25 protein-coding genes are annotated in these 20,420 nt (G+C 58.7%); 18 read left to right on the forward strand and 7 right to left on the reverse strand.

The genetic code is table 11. The features are described from left to right. Nucleotides 1-155: 155 nt before the first annotated feature. The gene (csrA, locus tag J1G34_RS09335) at nt 156-350 is read right to left on the reverse strand and encodes a carbon storage regulator CsrA (protein ID WP_003192511.1); all 195 of its coding nucleotides are present in this window, start codon (nt 348-350) and stop codon (nt 156-158) included. A 260-nt stretch (nt 351-610) separates the two neighbouring features. Here csrA and J1G34_RS09340 point away from each other — a divergent pair, with 260 nt between their 5' ends. Next, nucleotides 611-976 (forward strand): SPOR domain-containing protein, encoded by a 366-nt coding sequence (locus J1G34_RS09340; protein WP_065887156.1) that lies wholly within the window; start codon nt 611-613, stop codon nt 974-976. A 31-nt stretch (nt 977-1,007) separates the two neighbouring features. Here the strand turns inward: J1G34_RS09340 and J1G34_RS09345 are convergent, their stop codons facing one another. The 3 genes from J1G34_RS09345 to J1G34_RS09355 form a co-directional block, all read right to left on the reverse strand. Beyond that, nucleotides 1,008-1,697 carry an endonuclease gene (locus tag J1G34_RS09345; protein WP_065892479.1) on the reverse strand — a complete coding sequence of 230 codons (690 nt, stop codon included), beginning with the start codon at nt 1,695-1,697 and terminating at the stop codon, nt 1,008-1,010. A 4-nt stretch (nt 1,698-1,701) separates the two neighbouring features. Further along, nucleotides 1,702-1,953 carry a DUF1654 domain-containing protein gene (locus tag J1G34_RS09350; protein WP_170827563.1) on the reverse strand — a complete coding sequence of 84 codons (252 nt, stop codon included), beginning with the start codon at nt 1,951-1,953 and terminating at the stop codon, nt 1,702-1,704. 193 nt (nt 1,954-2,146) lie between these two features. Continuing rightward, nucleotides 2,147-3,235: an asparaginase gene (locus J1G34_RS09355; RefSeq protein WP_065887159.1), complete on the reverse strand. Its 1,089-nt coding sequence runs from the start codon at nt 3,233-3,235 to the stop codon at nt 2,147-2,149. A gap of 449 nt (nt 3,236-3,684) precedes the next feature. Here J1G34_RS09355 and J1G34_RS09360 point away from each other — a divergent pair, with 449 nt between their 5' ends. Genes J1G34_RS09360 through J1G34_RS09390 form a run of 7 tightly spaced genes read left to right on the forward strand, consistent with a single transcriptional unit; the run spans nt 3,685 to nt 10,653 of the window. Then, complete coding sequence (locus J1G34_RS09360; protein WP_065892480.1) at nt 3,685-4,644, forward strand: sugar ABC transporter substrate-binding protein; 960 nt, start codon at nt 3,685-3,687, stop codon at nt 4,642-4,644. A gap of 58 nt (nt 4,645-4,702) precedes the next feature. Continuing rightward, a complete protein-coding gene (locus J1G34_RS09365) occupies nt 4,703-6,256 on the forward strand; it encodes a sugar ABC transporter ATP-binding protein (RefSeq protein WP_065887161.1) in 1,554 nt (517 codons plus the stop codon). After that, entirely contained in the window at nt 6,253-7,230 is a 978-nt protein-coding gene (locus J1G34_RS09370; RefSeq protein WP_065887162.1) for an ABC transporter permease, read from the forward strand. Before J1G34_RS09365 ends, J1G34_RS09370 begins: the two co-directional genes overlap by 4 nt. Nucleotides 7,231-7,233: 3 nt before the next feature. Further along, on the forward strand, nt 7,234-8,256 hold the full coding sequence (locus J1G34_RS09375; RefSeq protein ID WP_065887166.1) for a LacI family DNA-binding transcriptional regulator: 1,023 nt from the start codon (nt 7,234-7,236) through the stop codon (nt 8,254-8,256). A 23-nt stretch (nt 8,257-8,279) separates the two neighbouring features. Beyond that, complete coding sequence (gene rbsK / locus J1G34_RS09380) at nt 8,280-9,197, forward strand: ribokinase (RefSeq protein ID WP_065892483.1); 918 nt, start codon at nt 8,280-8,282, stop codon at nt 9,195-9,197. Then, nucleotides 9,194-9,598 carry a D-ribose pyranase gene (gene rbsD, locus J1G34_RS09385; protein WP_122462776.1) on the forward strand — a complete coding sequence of 135 codons (405 nt, stop codon included), beginning with the start codon at nt 9,194-9,196 and terminating at the stop codon, nt 9,596-9,598. The genes rbsK and rbsD overlap by 4 nt, the downstream gene beginning before the upstream one ends. A 26-nt stretch (nt 9,599-9,624) precedes the next feature. After that, the gene (locus tag J1G34_RS09390; RefSeq protein ID WP_065887172.1) at nt 9,625-10,653 is read left to right on the forward strand and encodes a nucleoside hydrolase; all 1,029 of its coding nucleotides are present in this window, start codon (nt 9,625-9,627) and stop codon (nt 10,651-10,653) included. 33 nt (nt 10,654-10,686) lie between these two features. On the opposite strand, the gene J1G34_RS09395 is transcribed toward J1G34_RS09390, so the two are convergent. Further along, complete coding sequence (locus tag J1G34_RS09395) at nt 10,687-10,893, reverse strand: hypothetical protein (protein WP_222993857.1); 207 nt, start codon at nt 10,891-10,893, stop codon at nt 10,687-10,689. A gap of 156 nt (nt 10,894-11,049) precedes the next feature. Here J1G34_RS09395 and J1G34_RS09400 point away from each other — a divergent pair, with 156 nt between their 5' ends. Next, nucleotides 11,050-11,358, forward strand: a complete 309-nt coding sequence (locus J1G34_RS09400) for a hypothetical protein (RefSeq protein ID WP_065892484.1) — start codon at nt 11,050-11,052, stop codon at nt 11,356-11,358. A 145-nt stretch (nt 11,359-11,503) separates the two neighbouring features. Continuing rightward, the gene (locus J1G34_RS09405; protein WP_065887177.1) at nt 11,504-11,824 is read left to right on the forward strand and encodes an I78 family peptidase inhibitor; all 321 of its coding nucleotides are present in this window, start codon (nt 11,504-11,506) and stop codon (nt 11,822-11,824) included. Between the two features lie 72 nt (nt 11,825-11,896). On the opposite strand, the gene J1G34_RS09410 is transcribed toward J1G34_RS09405, so the two are convergent. Both J1G34_RS09410 and J1G34_RS09415 read right to left on the reverse strand, forming a co-directional pair. Beyond that, complete coding sequence (locus tag J1G34_RS09410; protein WP_003234260.1) at nt 11,897-12,109, reverse strand: cold-shock protein; 213 nt, start codon at nt 12,107-12,109, stop codon at nt 11,897-11,899. A 289-nt stretch (nt 12,110-12,398) separates the two neighbouring features. Continuing rightward, nucleotides 12,399-12,713 carry a hypothetical protein gene (locus J1G34_RS09415; RefSeq protein ID WP_083203163.1) on the reverse strand — a complete coding sequence of 105 codons (315 nt, stop codon included), beginning with the start codon at nt 12,711-12,713 and terminating at the stop codon, nt 12,399-12,401. A gap of 366 nt (nt 12,714-13,079) precedes the next feature. Between J1G34_RS09415 and thrS the strand changes: the two genes are divergently transcribed. The 8 genes from thrS (at nt 13,080) to J1G34_RS09455 (ending at nt 20,367) form a co-directional block, all read left to right on the forward strand. Further along, a complete protein-coding gene (gene thrS, locus J1G34_RS09420; protein WP_065887180.1) occupies nt 13,080-15,002 on the forward strand; it encodes a threonine--tRNA ligase in 1,923 nt (640 codons plus the stop codon). Further along, nucleotides 15,002-15,553: a translation initiation factor IF-3 gene (gene infC, locus J1G34_RS09425; protein WP_170827566.1), complete on the forward strand. Its 552-nt coding sequence runs from the start codon at nt 15,002-15,004 to the stop codon at nt 15,551-15,553. The genes thrS and infC overlap by 1 nt, the downstream gene beginning before the upstream one ends. A gap of 59 nt (nt 15,554-15,612) precedes the next feature. Next, nucleotides 15,613-15,807: a 50S ribosomal protein L35 gene (rpmI, locus tag J1G34_RS09430; RefSeq protein ID WP_002553160.1), complete on the forward strand. Its 195-nt coding sequence runs from the start codon at nt 15,613-15,615 to the stop codon at nt 15,805-15,807. Nucleotides 15,808-15,836: 29 nt separating this feature from the next. After that, nucleotides 15,837-16,193 carry a 50S ribosomal protein L20 gene (gene rplT / locus J1G34_RS09435; protein ID WP_003192488.1) on the forward strand — a complete coding sequence of 119 codons (357 nt, stop codon included), beginning with the start codon at nt 15,837-15,839 and terminating at the stop codon, nt 16,191-16,193. A gap of 109 nt (nt 16,194-16,302) precedes the next feature. Then, entirely contained in the window at nt 16,303-17,319 is a 1,017-nt protein-coding gene (pheS, locus tag J1G34_RS09440; protein ID WP_003192486.1) for a phenylalanine--tRNA ligase subunit alpha, read from the forward strand. Between the two features lie 26 nt (nt 17,320-17,345). Next, a complete protein-coding gene (gene pheT / locus J1G34_RS09445; RefSeq protein WP_222993858.1) occupies nt 17,346-19,724 on the forward strand; it encodes a phenylalanine--tRNA ligase subunit beta in 2,379 nt (792 codons plus the stop codon). Nucleotides 19,725-19,727: 3 nt separating this feature from the next. Next, entirely contained in the window at nt 19,728-20,030 is a 303-nt protein-coding gene (gene ihfA / locus J1G34_RS09450; RefSeq protein WP_002553164.1) for an integration host factor subunit alpha, read from the forward strand. After that, entirely contained in the window at nt 20,011-20,367 is a 357-nt protein-coding gene (locus J1G34_RS09455) for a MerR family transcriptional regulator (protein WP_003174972.1), read from the forward strand. The genes ihfA and J1G34_RS09455 overlap by 20 nt, the downstream gene beginning before the upstream one ends. Nucleotides 20,368-20,420: the final 53 nt, after the last annotated feature.

The raw sequence follows: 20,420 nt of genomic DNA on the forward strand, positions 1-20,420 counted from the left end.
GCGAATGATGCAACAAGTTCCTGGCATCATGGCAGTTTCATCTTGCAGCGCGGGGACATGTACGAGGCGTACAGCGTGGATAAAAAAAGCGAATGGGCCGATCAGGTTTTCGCCAGCCGTTACGGTAAAGCAAAAGGCTGGCTACTGGAGGTGCTTCAAGGCGTCTGGTTTTTGTCCGGCGCAGTGAGGCCGGCCTGGATGCGCTGATAAATTTCCTCGCGATGCACGGCAACATCCTTGGGGGCGTTGATGCCGATTCGTACTTGCTGGCCGCTAACGCCCAGGATGGTGATCGTAATGTCATCACCGATGTTTATGCTTTCACCAACTTTTCGGGTGAGTATAAGCATGGACTTCTCCTTGATTACTTTTAAGGACACATGTTCAGACAGGGCAGGTGTCGGATGTGCGTAGCTTACTGCGAAGCGCTTCCCTGTGACTGCCTCTTTTAGGACGCATAGAGGCGACATTAATTCCCATGGCGGCATCATACAGGTCGCGATACATGATTCGCATTGTTTAAGCCAACGTTTATGACGGCCAGAATAGACAGTGAATGGTAAAGTCGCCTCTTTATCTTCGAAGGAGCAGGGCAGTGCGTAAAGTAGCGATGGCAATTGCAGTGTTGGCATTGGCCGGATGCGGCGAAGGTGAGCCTGTCAATGCCCCCAAGGCCAAGCCCGTCGTGACCGAAAGCCAGCCACAAACCGGTGCGATTGCCGCGCAGGAATGGGATGTATGGGTGGGCCCGCCGGATCACAAGCTGCAGGCGCTCACTGACTTGACCGCCTGGTTGCTGGAGCATGGTTTCAATTTTTACATCGTGAAGGCAGACGGCAAGGACCAGGTGCTGCTTGGCCCGTTTGCCACCAAGGCCGAGGCTGAGGCCAAGCAGACGCTGCTCAACGAAAAGATGGCCCGGGCCAAGAAAACCGACACCGTGTCGGAAGTCATCGAACACAAGGTCGCGCAGTAACGGGTCGGGTGGGCGCCGATTGCGCCCACCCTCAGCCGCAGGCCTTCAGGTTCACCGGGCCGACAAATTCATTGCCTCGGCCCATCACACAGCCCACCGTCTGGTTGCGCTGGCGCTCCCAGGGTTGCACCGGGTAGGTCTTGTTCCAGGCTTCATACAGTTGGCGATCCTGTTTCGACAGGCGCAGGCCGTATTGCTTGCTCATATAAAAATAGGTGCGTGCGATCATCCCGCGAATCGATGGGCGCGGCATGACCTTCTTGGCCTTGAAGTCCACCTGGGTCAGGCATGAACCGTATTGCCCGCTTTGCACCGGCAGCCAGCCGAAGCTGAAGTTGTTACGGTCGCCATTCACCTCGCCGACGCTCGGCACCAGGTTGTGCAGGTCGGCTTCGGCACGCTTGAACACGTCGTCATGGCGCGTGCAGTTTTTACGCCCGCCATTTTGCCAGCACTGGCGCTGATGGCCGATCTGCCAGGCGGGCACAATGTGTTCCCACTCGATGCGCGCGGCGCGGTTGGCGTTCTTGCGCGGGATGTAGCCGCAGGCTTTCAGGTCAATGCGGTTGCCGGCGTATTTGCAGCCGCAATAAAACTCGGTGGATTGGGGGGCGTAGAGCTTCCAGGCGATTTTCTTGGCTTCACTGAAGGTTCGTGGGGCTTGGGCGTTGGCGGTGACAGCAAAAAACAGGCAGCACACAGCGAAAAAACGGACACTCATTCAATCAATCTTCCTTCGGCACAACCCAGAAAATCTGCACGCCGCCGTCATCCCTGTAGGCGAGAGTAACGTTGTCGTTTTCCGCAATTTCTTCAAGCAGGCGCGCCCACTCGTCCTCGGGCTCATCCGGCAGGCGGAAGATCAACGCCGCCTTGGCTTTCTGGGCGTTGGTCGAATTAATGATTTTTTGTACGCGAATGGCCAGGCGCTGGTAGGCGTCAGGCGCTGCGGGTGCTGCGGAGGAGGGCTTTGCCACGGAGTATTCCTTAGTAAGCTGTACGCACATACAGTATTTAACTGTAGGTATTTTCGCAACTGCTTAAATTCAAAGACGTCCGTCTGACAGCGAATTTGGAAATTTGCTGTGATTTGTTGCAATAAGTTTTAGGCGTGAACCTGATGTGGCGAGGAAGCACGCTACCTCGCCACCCTTTCAGGAAGGTCTGGAATCAGTATTCCCAGAATATCCGTTGCAGCTCTTTGCTGTCCTGAGTCTTGGTCAGGGCGACCATTGCCAGGATGCGGGCCTTCTGCGGGTTCAGGTCAAGGGCTGCCACCCAGTCGTATTTATCGTCTGGCTGTTCAGCGTTGCGCAGCACCATGCCACCGGCATTGACGTGCGAAGAGCGGATGATCTGCACGCCTTGTTTACGCAATTCCACCAGCGCCGGAACGACCTTGGACGACACCGAGCCATTGCCGGTGCCGGCATGAATGATGGCTTTGGCGCCGGCTTGGGCCAGGGCTTTGTAGGCCGTGTCGCTCACGTTGCCGTAGCCGTAGGCAATTTCAACGTCAGGCAGGCTCTTGATGGTCTTGATGTCGAATTCCGAATCCAGGGTGTGACGCTTGGCCGGCAGGCGGAACCAGTAGGATTTGCCTTCAACGACCATGCCCAATGGGCCCCACGGGCTCTTGAACGCCTCGGTCTTGATATTGATCATCTTGCTCACGTCGCGACCCGATTGGATCTCGTCGTTCATGGTCACCAGCACGCCTTTGCCGCGTGCGTCCTTGCTACCGGCGACGGCAACGGCGTTATACAGGTTGAGCATGCCGTCCGCCGACATCGCAGTACCCGGGCGCATGGAGCCGACCACCACGATAGGCTTGTCGGTTTTTTCAACCAGGTTAAGGAAGTAGGCGGTTTCTTCGAGGGTATCGGTACCGTGGGTGATCACGATGCCATCCACGTCCTTGCTGTCGGCCAATTCGGCGACGCGGCGACCCAGTTGCAGCAGGTTTTCGTTATTGATGCTTTCCGACGCAATTTGCATCACTTGTTCGCCGCGTACATTGGCGATCTGGCTAAGCTCAGGAACACCGGCGATCAATTGTTCGATGCCGACTTTGGCGGCCTGGTAGGTGGCGCTGTTGGCAGCACTGGCACCCGCACCGGCAATGGTGCCGCCAGTGGCGAGGATTACCACGTTGGCGAGCTTGGTCTTGCTCTCGACTTCTTTCGCTTGAGCGGCGACAGGGAACAGCAGCAGGAGGGCCATCGCCCCAGGAACAAAGGATTTCAATGCAGATTTCATTATTTTTCTCTCTGGTTTTGACGAGTGCGGTAGCAGATGTATCCAGAACACCCGGGCGACTCTGAACGTCCGAGGCGCTGAGAAATAGCAGGATTTGTACCAGGCCAATCATGAAAGAATGGATAAAATAACTTATTGATTTAAAACAACTTAAATTGCTTGTTCGGGCTCCTCTGACACGCTGCTGTCCGGCTTTCCGAACGCATGGGGCATTGATGTTCGGTTGTCCGAAAGCCTTGATGGTAATTACCTGGGGTTCTGTGTGAAATCGTCGCCAGCCCTGTCGTTTCAACCAGCGCCGGAGTGAACGGTATCTTCAGGATGAAAGGTGAGTGCCGACCGTTGACAAATCTCGACAAGGTTCTCATAGTTCTGACAACGCAAACGTTTGCGAGATGTTTCTTCGGCGCGAGCGTTGCTCACAATAATCATAAGATCGGAGTACACCCATGAAGCTGCCATTTGCAGGACGTCTTCTCGCTGTCGCTGTGCTTGCCGCCGCATCCGCTGCCCTGCCTCTCTCTTCTGCATTCGCTGACGACGCTGCCGCCAAACCCAAGGTCGGCCTGGTGATGAAGTCCCTCGCCAACGAATTTTTCGTGACCATGCAAGAGGGCGCCAAGGACTACCAGAAGTCCCACGCCGCCGACTTCGACATGATCACCAACGGCATCAAGAACGAAACCGACACCAGCGCGCAGATCGATATCGTCAATCAGATGATCCTGGCCAAGGTCAACGCCATCGTCATCGCACCCGCCGATTCCAAGGCGCTGGTCACCGTGCTGAAGAAAGCCTCGGATGCCGGCATCAAGGTGGTCAATATCGACAACCGTCTGGACCCGGACGTGCTGAAAAGCAAGAAACTCGATATTCCCTTCGTAGGCCCGGACAACCGCAAAGGCTCCAAGCTGGTCGGTGACTACCTGGCCAAGCAACTGGCTGCGGGCGACAAGGTCGGTATCATCGAAGGCGTGCCGACCACCACCAACGCCCAGCAGCGGACCGCAGGCTTCAAGGATGCGATGGATGCGGCAGGCATGAAGATCGTCTCCACTCAATCCGGTAACTGGGAAATCGACCAGGGCCAGAAAGTCGCCTCGGCGATGCTGAGCGAATACCCGGACCTCAAGGCACTTCTGGCCGGTAACGACAACATGGCGCTGGGCGCCGTCTCCGCCGTACGCGCGGCAGGCAAGGCCGGCAAAGTGCTGGTGGTGGGCTACGACAACATCGAAGCCATCAAGCCGATGCTGCAGGACGGTCGCGTGCTCGCAACCGCCGACCAGGCCGCCGCCCAGCAAGCCGTGTTCGGTATCCAGAATGCGCTGAAGCTGGTCAAGGGCGAGAAGGTCGAGGCCACCGATGGTGTGATCGAAACCCCGGTCGAACTCGTCCTCAAGAAGTAATCCCGGCAGTAGCCAACAGCGCCCGCTCGTCCTGAGCGGGCGCCTGGAGATTTTTCCTATGTCATCTTCCGCCCCGAACGCTGTCCTCTCGGTCAGCGGTATCGGCAAGACCTATGCCCAACCGGTTCTGTCCGACGTCACGCTCACGCTCAATCGTGGTGAAGTGTTGGCGCTGACCGGTGAAAACGGCGCAGGCAAAAGTACCTTGTCGAAGATCATCGGCGGGTTGGTCACGCCGACCACCGGCAACATGCAGTTCAATGGTCAGGATTATCAACCCGCCAGCCGCACCCAGGCCGAAGCACTGGGTGTGCGCATGGTCATGCAGGAACTCAACCTGCTGCCGACGCTGACGGTGGCTGAAAACCTGTTCCTGCATAACCTGCCCAGCCGAGGTGGCTGGATCAGCCGCAAACAGTTGCGCGCCGCCGCGACCGAAGCCATGGCCCAGGTGGGCCTGGATGCAATCGACCCGGACACCCTGGTAGGCAGCCTGGGCATTGGTCATCAGCAAATGGTCGAGATTGCCCGCAATCTGATTGGTGACTGCCATGTACTGATTCTCGACGAACCGACGGCGATGCTCACGGCCCGTGAAGTCGAGATGCTGTTCGAACAAATCACCCGCCTGCAGGCCCGGGGCGTGGCGATTATCTATATTTCCCATCGGCTCGAAGAGTTGGCCCGGGTGGCCCAGCGCATTGCCGTATTGCGCGACGGCAAGCTGGTCTGTGTCGAGCCGATGGCCAATTACAACAGTGAACAACTGGTGACCCTGATGGTAGGGCGCGAGTTGGGCGAGCACATCGACCTGGGCCCGCGCACTATCGGCGAACCGGCCTTGACGGTCAAAGGCCTGACGCGCTCGGACAAGGTCCGCGACGTGTCCTTCCAGGTGCGCGCCGGTGAAATCTACGGTATTTCCGGCCTGATCGGCGCCGGTCGTACCGAGTTGCTGCGCCTGATTTTTGGTGCCGACCCAGCCGACAGCGGCACGGTGGCGCTGGGGCCGCAGGCCAACGTGGTCAGCATTCGCTCCCCGGTCGACGCGGTCGCCCATGGCATTGCCCTGATCACCGAAGACCGCAAGGGTGAAGGCCTGCTGCTGACCCAGTCCATCAGCGCCAACATCGCCTTGGGCAACATGCCGGAAATTTCTGCGGGCGGGCTGGTCAACAGTCGCGATGAAACCGCCCTGGCCAAGCGCCAGATCGACGCCATGCGCATCCGCAGTTCCAGCCCGGCGCAATTGGTCTCCGAGCTTTCGGGCGGTAACCAGCAGAAGGTGGTGATTGGCCGCTGGCTGGAGCGCGATTGTTCGGTGATGCTGTTCGATGAGCCTACGCGTGGCATCGACGTCGGTGCCAAGTTCGACATTTATGCCTTGCTCGGCGAGTTGACGCGCCAGGGCAAAGCGCTGGTGGTGGTCTCCAGCGATCTGCGCGAGCTGATGCTGATCTGCGACCGCATCGGCGTATTGTCCGCCGGACGCCTGATCGAGACATTCGAGCGCGACCGCTGGACCCAGGACGAATTGCTCGCCGCCGCCTTTGCCGGCTATCACAAACGTGACGCGCTGCTCAACGATGCAGCGCCTAGGAATACCCCATGAAAACAACCACTTCCCCCGGTAAAGCGGGCGGCAACTTCTACGGCCTGGGCACCTACCTGGGCCTGGCGGGCGCGTTGCTGGCGATGATTGCGCTGTTCTCGGTGCTCAGCGATCACTTCCTGTCCTACGACACATTCAGCACCCTGGCCAACCAGATTCCGGACCTGATGGTGCTGGCGGTGGGCATGACCTTCATCCTGATCATCGGCGGCATCGACCTCTCGGTAGGCTCGGTACTGGCATTGGCGGCGTCGGCGGTCAGCGTGGCGATTCTCAGCTGGGGCTGGAGTGTATTGCCGGCCGCCGTGCTGGGCATGGGCTGCGCCGCATTGGCCGGCACGCTTACCGGTTCCATCACCGTGGCGTGGCGTATTCCGTCCTTTATCGTGTCCCTTGGCGTGCTGGAGATGGCCCGGGGCGTGGCTTACCAGATGACCGGCTCGCGCACCGCTTATATCGGTGACTCGTTTGCCTGGCTGTCCAATCCAATCGCGTTCGGGATTTCGCCGTCGTTCATCATTGCGTTGCTGGTGATCATCGCCGCCCAGCTGGTGCTGACCCGCACTGTGTTCGGTCGTTACCTGATCGGTATCGGTACCAACGAAGAAGCGGTGCGCCTGGCCGGCATCAACCCCAAGCCCTATAAAATCCTGGTGTTCAGCCTGATGGGCCTGCTCGCCGGCGTGGCCGCGTTGTTCCAGATCTCGCGCCTGGAAGCGGCGGACCCGAATGCCGGCTCGGGCCTTGAGTTGCAAGTGATTGCCGCCGTGGTGATCGGCGGTACCAGCCTGATGGGCGGGCGCGGCTCGGTCATCAGCACGTTCTTTGGTGTGCTGATTATTTCGGTACTGGCGGCGGGCCTGGCGCAGATCGGCGCGACGGAACCCACCAAACGCATCATTACCGGTGCCGTGATCGTGATTGCCGTGGTCCTCGATACGTACCGCAGCCAGCGCGCCAGTCGGCGGGGCTGAGCCATGGCAACGATCAAGGATGTGGCGGCGCTGGCGGGCATTTCCTACACCACGGTGTCCCATGTGGTGAACAAGACGCGCCCGGTCAGCGAACCGGTGCGCGTCAAGGTCGAGGCGGCGATCAAGCAGTTGGACTATGTGCCCAGTGCGGTAGCGCGCTCGCTCAAGGCCAAGACCACGGCGACGATCGGGCTGCTGGTGCCCAACAGCCTCAACCCGTACTTCGCGGAGTTGGCCCGGGGCATCGAGGATTACTGCGAGCGCAATGGCTATTGCGTGATCCTCTGCAACTCCGACGACAACGCCGAAAAGCAGCGCAGCTATTTGCGCGTGTTGTTGGAGAAACGCGTCGACGGCTTGATCGTGACCTCGGTGGGCGGCGATGACAGTGGCCTTGCGGCTGGCTTGAGCGCGGTGCGCACGCCCATGGTGATCGTCGACCGGGCGCTTGACGGTATCGACGTCGACCTGGTGCGGATCGATCATGAAGAGGGTGCCTACCTGGCGACCCGGCACTTGCTTGAACTAGGCCATCGTGACATTGCCTGCATCGCCGGCCCTGCCCATACGCGCGTGGCGCAAATGCGCCTGGCAGGCTATCGGCGTGCGCTGCGCGAGGCGGGCGTTGAAACAGTCGCCGAGCGCATCCGCGAAAGTGATTTCACCAGCACCGGCGGTTATGCCGCCGCCGTGCAGCTGCTTGCGCAGCAACCGCCCAGTGCGATTTTTGCCTGCAACGACATGATCGGTTTTGGCGTGCTTCGCGCCGCGGCAGAACGCAATATTCGCGTGCCGGGCGAGTTGTCGGTGATAGGTTTCGATGACATTCAAATGGGCCGCTATGTCTATCCTGCGTTGACCACGGTCGGGCAGTCGATCGTACAGCTGGGTGAGACAGCGGCCGAATTATTACTGCGACGTATAGCGACACCCCAACTGCCGGTCGATCAACGCATCGTGACGCCAAGCATTGTCTTGCGTGAATCGACGGCGCCGTTGGCGGGTGTGTTTGCCCAATACCGCTGAACCGAATTGATGAGTACTGATGTATGCCAGCGAACGTAGTGGTAGTAGGCAGCTTGAACATGGATCTGGTCACCCGCGCCAGTCGCTTGCCGCGAGCCGGTGAAACGCTGATCGGCCAGACGTTTTCCACCGTCCCCGGTGGCAAGGGCGCCAATCAGGCCGTCGCCCTGGCGCGCCTGGGGGCGGATGTGGCCATGATCGGGTGTGTCGGCAGCGATGCCTATGGCGGCCAATTGCGCGATGCGCTGCTGGTCGAAGGTGTCGACTGTCAGGCTGTCAGCACCGTGGACGGCTCCAGTGGGGTTGCGCTGATCGTGGTGGATGACAGCAGCCAGAACGCGATTGTGATTGTGGCGGGCAGTAACGGTCAGTTGACGCCCCAGTCGTTGACGGCCTGCGATGCGGTGTTGCAGGCTGCCGACGTGATCATTTGCCAGCTTGAAGTGCCGATGGACACCGTCGGGCATGCGCTCAAGCGCGGCCGCGAGTTGGGCAAGACGGTGATCCTCAACCCGGCGCCGGCCAGTGGGCCCTTGCCGGCCGAGTGGTATGCCTCGATCGACTACCTGATTCCCAACGAAAGTGAAGCCAGCGCCTTGAGCGGTGTTGCGGTCGATTCGCTCGACAGCGCCAAGCTCGCCGCGACAGCGTTGATCAAGGCGGGCGCCGGTAAAGTCATCATCACCCTCGGTGCTCAGGGCGCACTGTTTACTGATGGCAACAGCTTCGAGCACTTGGTCGCGCCCAAGGTCCGGGCGGTGGACACCACGGCAGCCGGCGATACCTTCGTGGGTGGCTTTGCCGCGGCGCTGGCTGCGGGCAAGAGCGAAGCCGAGGCCATCCGTTTTGGCCAGGTCGCGGCCGCGTTGTCGGTGACCCGTGCCGGCGCCCAGCCTTCCATTCCTACGCTGCACGACGTACAAGGTTTTGTGCCCTCATGAAAAAGACACCTCTGCTCAATATCGCCCTGTCCCGCGTAATCGCATCACTGGGGCACGGCGACATCCTGGTCATCGGGGATGCCGGCCTGCCGGTGCCGCCCGGCGTCGAATTGATCGACCTGGCGCTGACCCAGGGCATTCCGGATTTCATCAGCACCCTGCGCGTGGTGCTCAGCGAAATGCAGGTGGAAAGCCACGTGCTGGCTGAAGAAATCCTGCTCAAGCAGCCTGCGGCGCTGGTCGAGCTCAATGCGCTGGCCGATCAGGCTGCGCTGGGCGAGCGACGCCTGCTCAGTCATGAAGCGTTCAAGCAATTGAGTGGCAGGGCGCGCGCGGTCGTGCGCACCGGCGAATGTCAGCCTTACTGCAATATCGCGCTGGTATCCGGCGTAACCTTCTAGAGTCCCCCTACGACAAGGAGTGTTTTATGCAACGTGGTCTTCCCTCCCTGAAAAACCTGTTCCGGAGTGTTTTGCTTTTGTCCGCACTCACAGCTGCAAGCGCCCAGGCGGCGGAAAAAATCGACCTGATCATCGATACCGACCCCGGTGCCGACGATGTGGTTGCCTTGCTGTTCGCCATGGCTTCTCCGGAGGAACTGAACATTCGCGCACTGACGACAGTGGCCGGCAACGTGCGCCTGGACAAAACCTCCCGCAACGCCCGCCTGGCGCGCGAGTGGGCAGCACGCGAAGACATCCCGGTCTACGCGGGTGCTCCAGCGCCGCTGCTGCGCAAGCCGATCTATGCCGAGAATATCCATGGCAAGGAAGGTATCTCCGGCGTCACCGTGCATGAGCCGAAACAAGGCCTGGCTGATGGCAATGCGGTGGATTACCTGATCAAGACCCTGACCACCGCCAAACCCCACAGCATCACCATCGCCATGCTCGGTCCGCAGACCAACCTGGCCCTGGCATTGACCCAGGCGCCGGAAATCACCCAGGGCATCAAGGAAGTGGTGGTAATGGGTGGCGCGCACTTCAATGGCGGCAACATTACGCCGGTGGCCGAGTTCAACCTTTTCGCCGACCCGGTGGCTGCGGAAATTGTGCTTAAAAGTGGCGTGAAGTTGACCTACCTGCCGCTGGACGTCACCCATAAGGTGCTGACCAGCGAAGCGCGCCTGAAGAAGATCGCAGACCTGAACAACAACGCGAGCAAGGTCGTCAGCAATATCCTTAACGAATACGTCAAAGGTGACATGGAGCACTATGGCATTCCAGGTGGCCCGGTGCATGACGCCACAGTCGTCGCCTACCTGCTCAAGCCATCGCTGTTCACTGGTCGCCAGGTCAACGTGGTCGTCGACAGCCGGGAAGGCCCGACCTTCGGCCAGACCATCGTTGATTGGTACGACGGCTTGAAGCAGGAGAAGAATGCGTTTTGGGTCGAGAACGGCGATGCCCAGGGCTTTTTCGATCTGCTGACCGAGCGCCTGGCACGTTTGAAGTAAACCGCTTGCCGGTCGGCGTTCGCCGGCCGGTTCCTACTCGCGCGCCTGTGCACCGTCGTAATTGGTCGGGTATTTCTCGAATACCTGGCCGATGAAGGCGTGTGCGCCCTGGGTGCCGAGCTCCTTGACCAGCAGGTCGATCCCAATGATCGCCAACTCCTCCGCACTGCCGGGACTGTAGGAGCTTTGCCCCTGGGGCCATTTGGCTTTGATATCGGCTTGGAGCGTTACGGTGGTCATGGGAAATCTCGCGGGCTTTAGGTACTGGGCGATGCGCTGGCGTGCGGCTTGAGCGGGCGCAGTTAACCATTTTACGCGGGGTTTGGCACTGCTACTTAGGCATGAGGGGAGGGGTGTGCGACACTGTCGGCCTGTTTATTGGCCGGGAAACACCGCGTGCAGATCGATTTGAATAAGCCTGAGAGTCTTACGCTGGCAGCTGTGCGCCAACTGATTGCCAGTGCCAGTGACGATGAACATGCCCAGCTTCGGGTCACCAGGGCCGGTATTGCCTACATCTCTTCAGGAAAGGTTGTAGGCGGCGTAGATATCGACGGGCTGCTGTTTCGCTTGGAGACCTGGGCGAAGGGGTCGGGGTATGTAGGCAATGTGGCTGCCAGTGACGAGGTCTGGGTGACGCAGATTTTCAACGCGCTGAAGCAGAACTGGCCAGCGCCGTCGTCCGACTACATCGATATCTACTGAGCATGTTCATATCTGGTCACGATTGACTGGACGCTTGCCTGGCATGACTCAGGCAGACTTGCGGGTGAGGCGTTAACGTCTTGAAACCAATCGGTTGCATCGCTGTCGCACGATCTCTGTTCACTTTTTTATCATAGGAGGCTTCATGCCTTGGAAGCTCGCATCATTCGGTACTTTGTTGGCGGCGCTCGCGTTGGCGGGTTGCAGCACCCCGGGTGCCTCTGAGCCAGGCAAGGATGCCGGCGTGACCGACGCCGGTCATAGCCGCTGTGAGTCGAAGGCCGCCGAGTACACGATCGGCCAGAAAGCCTCGCCTCAACTGTTGGAGCAGGCGCGTACCCGTGCCGGTGCCCAGAATGCACGCATCCTCAAGCCCAACGACATGATCACGTTGGAATACCGCTCCGACCGCTTGAACCTGAACACCGACGATAATCTGGTGATCACGCGGGTCAATTGCGGCTGATAGCCTGCGGCTTTTGCAGCGCCCATAAAAAACCCCGTCACATGGACGGGGTTTTTTTTAGCTCAGCGGAGATTACTCGCCGCGAACCTGTGCAGCTTGCATACCCTTTTGGCCTTTCTCAGCCACGAAGGAAACGGTTTGGCCTTCTTTCAGGCTTTTGAAACCGTCGCTTTCGATAGCTTTGAAGTGTACGAACAGGTCGTCACCGCCACCTTGAGGAGTGATGAAGCCGAAGCCTTTTTCATCGTTGAACCATTTAACGGTGCCGGTTTGGCGATTAGACATGGTGTATCTCCAAGAAACATATATTTTCAGTAGTGCTGTGCTGCTCAGGCCAACTGGGCACACAGGGCTATCATAGTCGAAATGTTCGGCTTGGGAGCCCCCCCAAGGCATTGTTTGCTAATCAATCGCGTTGCGTTTAGTCGAGTATCCGGCGCAAAGCCCCGTTCTACGGGGCTTTGCGGCGAAATATCAGCTGTTAAAAAAAGCCGTAAAAGCTACGTAATTTGTGAGAAATAGCAGTTTTCAGGCTGTTTTTTTGGCAAAACGGACGTCTGATCAGCAGACGTTCTTACTTTTTCTTGACGACTTTGCAGGACGAAATAGCCGCGACTGCCTTGTTCTTCAGCTCCGGGCTGGCGTTCTGGTTGGTCATCAATTCCTTGATTTCCGCGGTGCTCAATTCGGCGTTGATCTTGTTGGCGCCACATTCGCAATGATCTTTGGCGGTTTTGGCGTCCACGTTCTGGCTGGCCGCAGCGCTGCAGTCTTTGACGAACGCGTCACGGGCGCCGTCTGGCCAGTTCGATGGCGCCGCGGCTTGCGCGCCGAGCGAAAGGAATGCCAGGGAAGCGGCGAGGGCGAGGGTCGAGGTAAAACGCATCATGGGATGCTCCTTTGGGTCGAGGACGAACGGCGATTCTCGGGGTGTTTGAGGCGCGACGTACAGCTCAAGTTCACTTTTGCGGCCCTAAAGCATGGAATTTGCCTTTACCCCGGTCGTGGCGGCGCGATGACCGTTCATCTGTGCTAGCATCGTGGGCTTGGCTTTTTCCAGGCGTGCCATTTGCCGCCTTGCCAGGGCTCTTTTTTGTTCACTCCAGTCACTCTGGTTCGATTATCGGTTGGCCGAAAGGCTCCTGCCGCTGTAAGGCAGGCGTTCAGCATTGAACGGCCTGGTGTTGGATCTTGTACTGGCTCATCCCAACCCACGTGACCTTTGGTAGGGGTCACCACTAGGAGAGGAGGCGCCATGCCAACTATTACTCTACCCGACGGCAGTCAACGTTCATTCGATCATCCGGTTTCCGTAGCCGAGGTCGCCGCATCCATTGGTGCCGGCCTTGCCAAGGCCACCGTGGCCGGCAAGGTCGACGGCAAGCTGGTCGATGCCAGTGACCTGATCACCTCCGACGCCAGCCTGCAGATCATCACGCCCAAGGATCAAGAGGGGCTCGAGATTATTCGCCACTCTTGCGCGCACCTGATCGGCCATGCGGTCAAGCAGCTGTACCCAACCGCCAGGATGGTGATCGGTCCGGTAATCGAAGAAGGCTTCTATTACGACATCGCCTATGAGCGTCCTTTCACTCCGGACGACCTGGCCGCCATCGAGCAGCGCATGCACGCGCTGATCGAAAAAGATTACGACGTGATCAAAAAGGTCACCCCGCGCGCCGAAGTTATCGACGTGTTTACCGCCCGTGGCGAAGACTACAAGCTGCGCCTGGTGGAAGACATGCCGGACGAGCAGGCCATGGGTCTGTACTACCACGAAGAATACGTGGACATGTGCCGTGGCCCGCACGTGCCGAACACGCGCTTTCTCAAGTCGTTCAAGCTGACCAAACTGTCCGGCGCCTACTGGCGCGGCGACGCGAAGAATGAGCAACTGCAACGTATCTACGGCACCGCCTGGGCCGACAAGAAGCAGCTGGCCGCCTATATCCAGCGCATTGAAGAGGCCGAGAAACGCGACCACCGCAAGATCGGCAAGCGCCTGAACCTGTTCCATCTCCAGGAAGAAGCGCCGGGCATGGTGTTCTGGCATCCGAACGGTTGGACCCTGTACCAGGTGCTCGAGCAGTACATGCGCAAGGTTCAGCGCGAGAATGGCTACCTCGAGATCAAGACCCCGCAGGTCGTCGATCGCAGCCTGTGGGAGAAATCCGGGCACTGGGCCAACTACGCCGACAACATGTTCACCACCCAGTCGGAAAACCGCGACTACGCCATCAAGCCGATGAACTGCCCTTGCCACGTGCAGGTGTTCAATCAAGGCCTGAAGAGCTACCGCGAGTTGCCGATGCGCCTGGCCGAGTTCGGTGCCTGCCACCGCAACGAGCCATCGGGTGCGCTGCACGGCATCATGCGTGTGCGCGGCTTTACCCAGGACGACGCCCATATCTTCTGCACCGAAGAGCAGATGCAGGCTGAATCGGCCGCGTTCATCAAGCTGACCATGGACGTTTACCGCGATTTCGGCTTTACCGAAGTCGAGATGAAGCTGTCCACTCGTCCGGAAAAACGCGTCGGCTCCGACGAACTCTGGGATCGCGCCGAAGCTGCACTGGCCGCAGCACTCGACAGCGCGGGCCTTGCGTACGACCTGCAGCCGGGCGAGGGCGCGTTCTACGGTCCCAAGATCGAGTTCTCGCTGAAAGATTGCCTTGGCCGTGTCTGGCAGTGTGGTACCCTGCAGCTCGATTTTAACCTGCCGATCCGTCTGGGAGCCGAATACGTCTCCGAAGACAACAGCCGTAAACACCCGGTTATGCTGCACCGGGCGATCCTCGGCTCGTTCGAACGGTTCGTCGGCATCCTGATCGAGCACTACGAGGGCGCGTTCCCGGCGTGGCTGGCTCCGACCCAGGCAGTGATCATGAATATCACTGATAAACAGGCAGATTTTGCCGCTGAAGTTGAAAAAACACTCAACGAAAGCGGATTTCGTGCCAAGTCCGACTTGAGAAATGAAAAGATCGGCTTTAAAATCCGTGAGCATACTTTGCTCAAGGTTCCCTATCTTTTGGTTATCGGAGATCGGGAAGTCGAGATGCAGACTGTCGCTGTGCGTACTCGTGAAGGTGCTGACCTGGGCTCGATGCCCGTCGCCCAGTTCGCTGAGTTCCTCGCGCAAGCGGTTTCCCGGCGTGGTCGCCCAGATTCGGAGTAATTACTATTAAGCGTGAAATGAGACAAGATAAACGAGCTGCACCGAAAGCCCCGATCAACGAGAATATCTCGGCACGCGAGGTTCGGTTAATTGGGGCTGAAGGTGAGCAGCTTGGGATTGTGTCAATTGAAGACGCGCTTCTTAAGGCTGAAGAAGCCAAGCTCGATTTGGTGGAAATTTCCGCCGATGCTGTACCACCTGTCTGCAAGCTGATGGACTACGGCAAATCGATCTTCGAGAAGAAGAAGCAGGTTGCCGCAGCCAAGAAAAACCAGAAGCAGATCCAGGTTAAAGAAATCAAGTTTCGTCCAGGGACGGAGGAAGGGGATTACCAGGTAAAACTGCGCAACCTGGTACGTTTCCTGAGTGATGGGGACAGGGCCAAGGTATCCTTGCGATTCCGCGGCCGTGAGATGGCCCACCAGGAGCTGGGGATGGAACTCCTCAAGCGGGTTGAAGCTGACCTGCTCGAGTACGGTTCGGTCGAACAGCATCCTAAGATGGAAGGACGCCAGCTGATCATGGTCATCGCCCCGAAAAAGAAGAAGTAATCAACAGGGCACGGCAGGCCTTCTGATTATGTTTATCAACTGAATGCGGAGTACCGAACATGCCAAAGATGAAAACTAAAAGTGGTGCTGCTAAGCGGTTTCTGAAAACTGCTAACGGCATCAAGCACAAGCACGCTTTCAAGAGCCACATCCTGACCAAAATGTCGACCAAGCGTAAGCGTCAACTGCGCGGTAGCAGCTTGCTGCATCCGTCTGACGTGGCAAAAGTCGAGCGCATGCTGCGCCTTCGTTAATTTTGGTTCAAGAATAGAGGAAGTAACTCATGGCTCGTGTTAAGCGTGGCGTCATGGCCCGTAAGCGTCACAAAAAAATTCTGAAACTTGCTAAAGGCTACTACGGCGCGCGTTCACGCGTATTCCGTGTTGCCAAGCAAGCGGTAATCAAGGCAGGCCAATACGCCTACCGTGACCGTCGTCAGAAAAAACGTCAGTTCCGCGCTCTGTGGATCGCTCGTATCAACGCTGGTGCACGTGTTAACGGTCTGTCCTACAGCCGTTTCATCGCTGGCCTGAAGAAAGCGTCCATCGAAATCGACCGTAAGGTTCTGGCTGAACTGGCCGTGAACGAAAAAGCGGTGTTTGCTGCGATTGTCGAGAAAGCTAAAGCCTCCTTGGCTTAAGTACCCCCGACAGTCACCCTGGGCTACTCCTGTAGCCCAAGGTGGTAAACGTCATAAATAGGGGAAGAGCCTTCAAGCTCTTCCCCTATTTTGTATCTGGAGTCTGTACATGGAAAACCTGGACGCGCTCGTCGCCCAAGCCCTTGAGGCTGTGCAAAGCGCTGAAGATGTAAATGCCCTGGAGCAAATCCGGGTTCACTACCTTGGTAAAAAGGGTGAATTGACTCAGGTGATGAAGACCCTGGGGAATTTGCCGGCTGAGGAGCGTCCGCAGGTCGGTGCGCTGATCAACGTTGCCAAGGAGCGCGTCACCGAGGTTCTCAATGCGCGCAAGGCGTCGCTCGAGGAGGCCGATCTTGCGGCCAAGCTCGCCGCCGAGTCCATTGACGTGACCTTGCCTGGCCGTGGCCAGGCCTCGGGCGGTCTGCATCCGATCACCCGGACTCTGGAACGTATCGAGCAGTTCTTTACCCATATCGGCTACGGCATTGCCGAAGGCCCCGAGGTTGAAGACGACTACCACAACTTCGAGGCGCTCAACATCCCAGGCCATCACCCGGCCCGGTCGATGCACGACACCTTCTATTTCAACGCAAACATGTTGTTGCGCACCCATACCTCGCCGGTACAGGTCCGCACCATGGAAGCGAACAAGCCGCCGATCCGCATCGTCTGCCCGGGCCGTGTGTACCGTAGCGACTCGGATATCACCCATTCGCCGATGTTCCACCAGGTCGAAGGCCTGCTGGTCGATCGCGATATCAATTTCGCCGACCTCAAAGGCACTATCGAAGAATTCCTGCGGGTGTTCTTCGAGAAAGAGCTGGCGGTGCGTTTCCGTCCATCCTTCTTCCCGTTCACCGAACCATCGGCTGAAGTCGATATGGAATGCGTGATGTGCAGCGGCAAAGGCTGCCGCGTCTGCAAGCAGACCGGCTGGCTGGAAGTGATGGGGTGCGGCATGGTCCACCCTAACGTGCTGCGCATGTCCGGGATCGACCCGGAAGAGTTTTCGGGCTTTGCCTTCGGCATGGGCGTTGAGCGTCTGGCCATGCTGCGTTACGGCGTGAACGACTTGCGTCTGTTCTTCGACAACGACTTGCGGTTCCTCGCGCAATTTCGCTAGTCGTAACGAATCTTTAGGAGAGCAGGATGAAATTCAGTGAACAATGGCTGCGCGGCTGGGTAAGCCCGCAGGTGGATCGCGACGCGCTGGTTGCGCGTCTGTCGATGGCCGGTCTTGAGGTCGATAGCGTCACCCCGGCCGCCGGTGTATTCAGTGGCGTGGTGGTGGGCGAGGTGCTGAGCACCGAGCAGCACCCGGATGCCGATAAATTGCGTGTGTGCCAGGTCAGTAACGGCGCAGAGACCTTCCAGGTCGTGTGCGGAGCGCCCAACGTGCGCCCGGGCCTGAAGATCCCGTTCGCCATGATCGGTGCCGAACTGCCGGGTGACTTCAAGATCAAGAAGGCCAAGCTGCGCGGCGTCGAGTCCAACGGCATGCTGTGCTCCCAGGCTGAGCTGCAGGTGGGCGAAGGCAACGACGGCTTGATGGAGCTGCCGGCCGATGCGCCGGTTGGCCAGGACATTCGTGCTTACCTGGAATTGGAAGACGCCAGCATCGAGGTCGACCTGACCCCGAACCGTGGCGACTGCCTGTCCCTGGCCGGCCTGGCCCGTGAAGTGGGTGCGCTGTACAACGTGCCCGTCACTCGTCCAGTGGTTGCCAGCGTGCCAGCCGTGCACGACGAAGTGCGCTCGATTGAAGTGTCGGCGCCAAACGCCTGCCCACGTTACCTGGGTCGCGTGATCCGTAATGTCGACCTGTCCAGGCCAACCCCGCTGTGGATGGTTGAACGCCTGCGCCGCGCTGATGTGCGCAGCATCGATGCGGCCGTCGACATCACCAACTATGTGATGTTGGAGCTGGGCCAGCCGCTGCACGCGTTTGACCTTGCCGAAATCCAAGGCGGCATCCGCGTGCGTATGGCAGAGGAAGGCGAGAAGCTGGTACTGCTCGACGGCCAGGAAGTCAGCCTGCGCGCCGACACCCTGGTCATTGCCGACCACTCCCGCGCCTTGGCGATTGCTGGCGTGATGGGTGGCGAGCACAGCGGTGTCTCCGCGACCACGCGTGACGTATTCCTTGAAAGCGCGTTCTTCGACCAGATCGCCATCGCCGGCAAGGCCCGTTCCTACGGCCTGCACACCGATGCGTCGCACCGCTATGAGCGTGGCGTGGACTGGAAGCTGGCCCGTGAAGCCATGGAGCGCGCCACTGGCCTGCTGCTGGACATCACCGGTGGCGAAGCCGGTCCGATCACCGAGACCGTCAACCAACAGTACCTACCGTCCATTGCGCCCATCACCCTGCGTGCCAAAAGCGTCGAGCAAATGCTCGGCCTGGTGATTGAGCCTGCCGAGATCGAGCAACTGCTGTCGGCCCTCGGCCTCGCCATCTCTGCGGGTGGGGAAGGGCAGTGGCACGTTGAAGTGCCAAGCCATCGCTTCGATATCAGTCTGGAAGTCGACCTGATCGAAGAACTGGCCCGCCTGTACGGCTACAACCGTCTGCCGGTGCGCTACCCGCAAGCGCGCCTTGCGCCACAACCGAAGGCCGAGGCGCGTGCGCACCTGCCTGAGTTGCGTCGCCTGCTGGTGGCTCGTGGTTATCAGGAAGCGGTGACCTACAGCTTCATCGATCCAAAGCAATTCGAGCTGTTCAACCCGGGCGTCGAGCCGCTGTTGCTGGCCAATCCGATTTCCAATGACATGGCGGCCATGCGTTCGTCACTGTGGCCAGGCCTGGTCAAGGCGCTGTCTCACAACCTGAACCGTCAGCAGGATCGCGTGCGCATGTTCGAAAGCGGCCTGCGTTTCGTCGGTCAGCTCGATGGCCTGAAGCAAGAGCCGATGCTGGCCGGTGTGGTCTGCGGCAGCCGCCTGCCGGAAGGCTGGGCACAGGGCCGCGACCCCGTGGACTTCTTCGACGTCAAGGCCGACGTGGAAGCGGTACTGGGCTTTGCCGGTGCGCTGGATGCATTCACGTTCCTGCCAGGCAAACACCCGGCGCTGCACCCAGGCCAGACCGCGCGCATCGAGCGCGAGGGTCGCTTGGTCGGCTTTGTCGGCGCCATTCACCCGGAACTGTCGAAAACCCTGGGTCTGGACCGTCCAGTCTTCGTTTTTGAACTGGTACTGGCTGAAGTTGCGTCGGGCAAGATGCCGAAATTCAGCGAGTTGTCGCGCTTCCCTGAAGTGCGTCGTGACCTGGCCCTGATCGCCGATCGTGAAGTCGCCGCCACTGCCGTTCTGGAAGTAATTCGAGAAAATGCAGGGGAATGGCTGACGGACCTCAGGCTATTTGACGTCTATCAGGGTAAAGGCATTGATCCGCATAGAAAAAGCCTTGCAGTTGGCTTGACCTGGCAGCATCCATCGCGCACTCTTAATGACGATGAGGTGAATACCACGACACAAAATATCCTCACCTCGCTCGAACAAAGGTTGAACGCCACGTTAAGGAAGTGACGTATGGGGGCTTTGACGAAAGCTGAGATGGCGGAACGTCTGTACGAAGAGTTGGGTCTGAACAAGCGCGAGGCCAAGGAATTGGTCGAGCTGTTTTTTGAAGAGATCAGGCACGCTCTGGAAGACAACGAACAGGTCAAATTGTCCGGTTTCGGCAATTTTGACCTGCGGGACAAACGCCAGCGGCCTGGCCGCAATCCAAAAACGGGAGAAGAAATCCCGATCACGGCTCGCCGTGTGGTCACCTTTCGTCCAGGGCAGAAGTTGAAGGCCCGAGTTGAGGCTTATGCTGGAACCAAGTCATAACGACGAACTACCCGTCATCCCAGGCAAACGCTACTTCACCATCGGTGAAGTCAGCGAGCTGTGTGCGGTAAAACCGCACGTGCTGCGCTATTGGGAGCAGGAGTTTCCTCAACTCAACCCCGTCAAACGCACCGGGAACCGTCGGTATTATCAGCGACAGGACGTGCTGATGATCCGACAGATCCGCGCGTTGCTGTACGACCAGGGGTTCACCATCAGCGGCGCGCGCCAGCGCATGTCCGGTGATGAAGCCAAAGACGACACCACCCAATACAAGCAACTGATCCGCCAGATGATCTCCGAACTCGAAGATGTGCTGGTGGTGTTGAAAAAGTGATTCAGGCTTTTAAAATACTTCCACATTTCAAAAGCTTGCGGTATATTCCGATT

It is taken from the genome of Pseudomonas sp. Wu6 (assembly GCF_019891515.1).
Lineage (GTDB): Bacteria > Pseudomonadota > Gammaproteobacteria > Pseudomonadales > Pseudomonadaceae > Aquipseudomonas > Aquipseudomonas orientalis_A.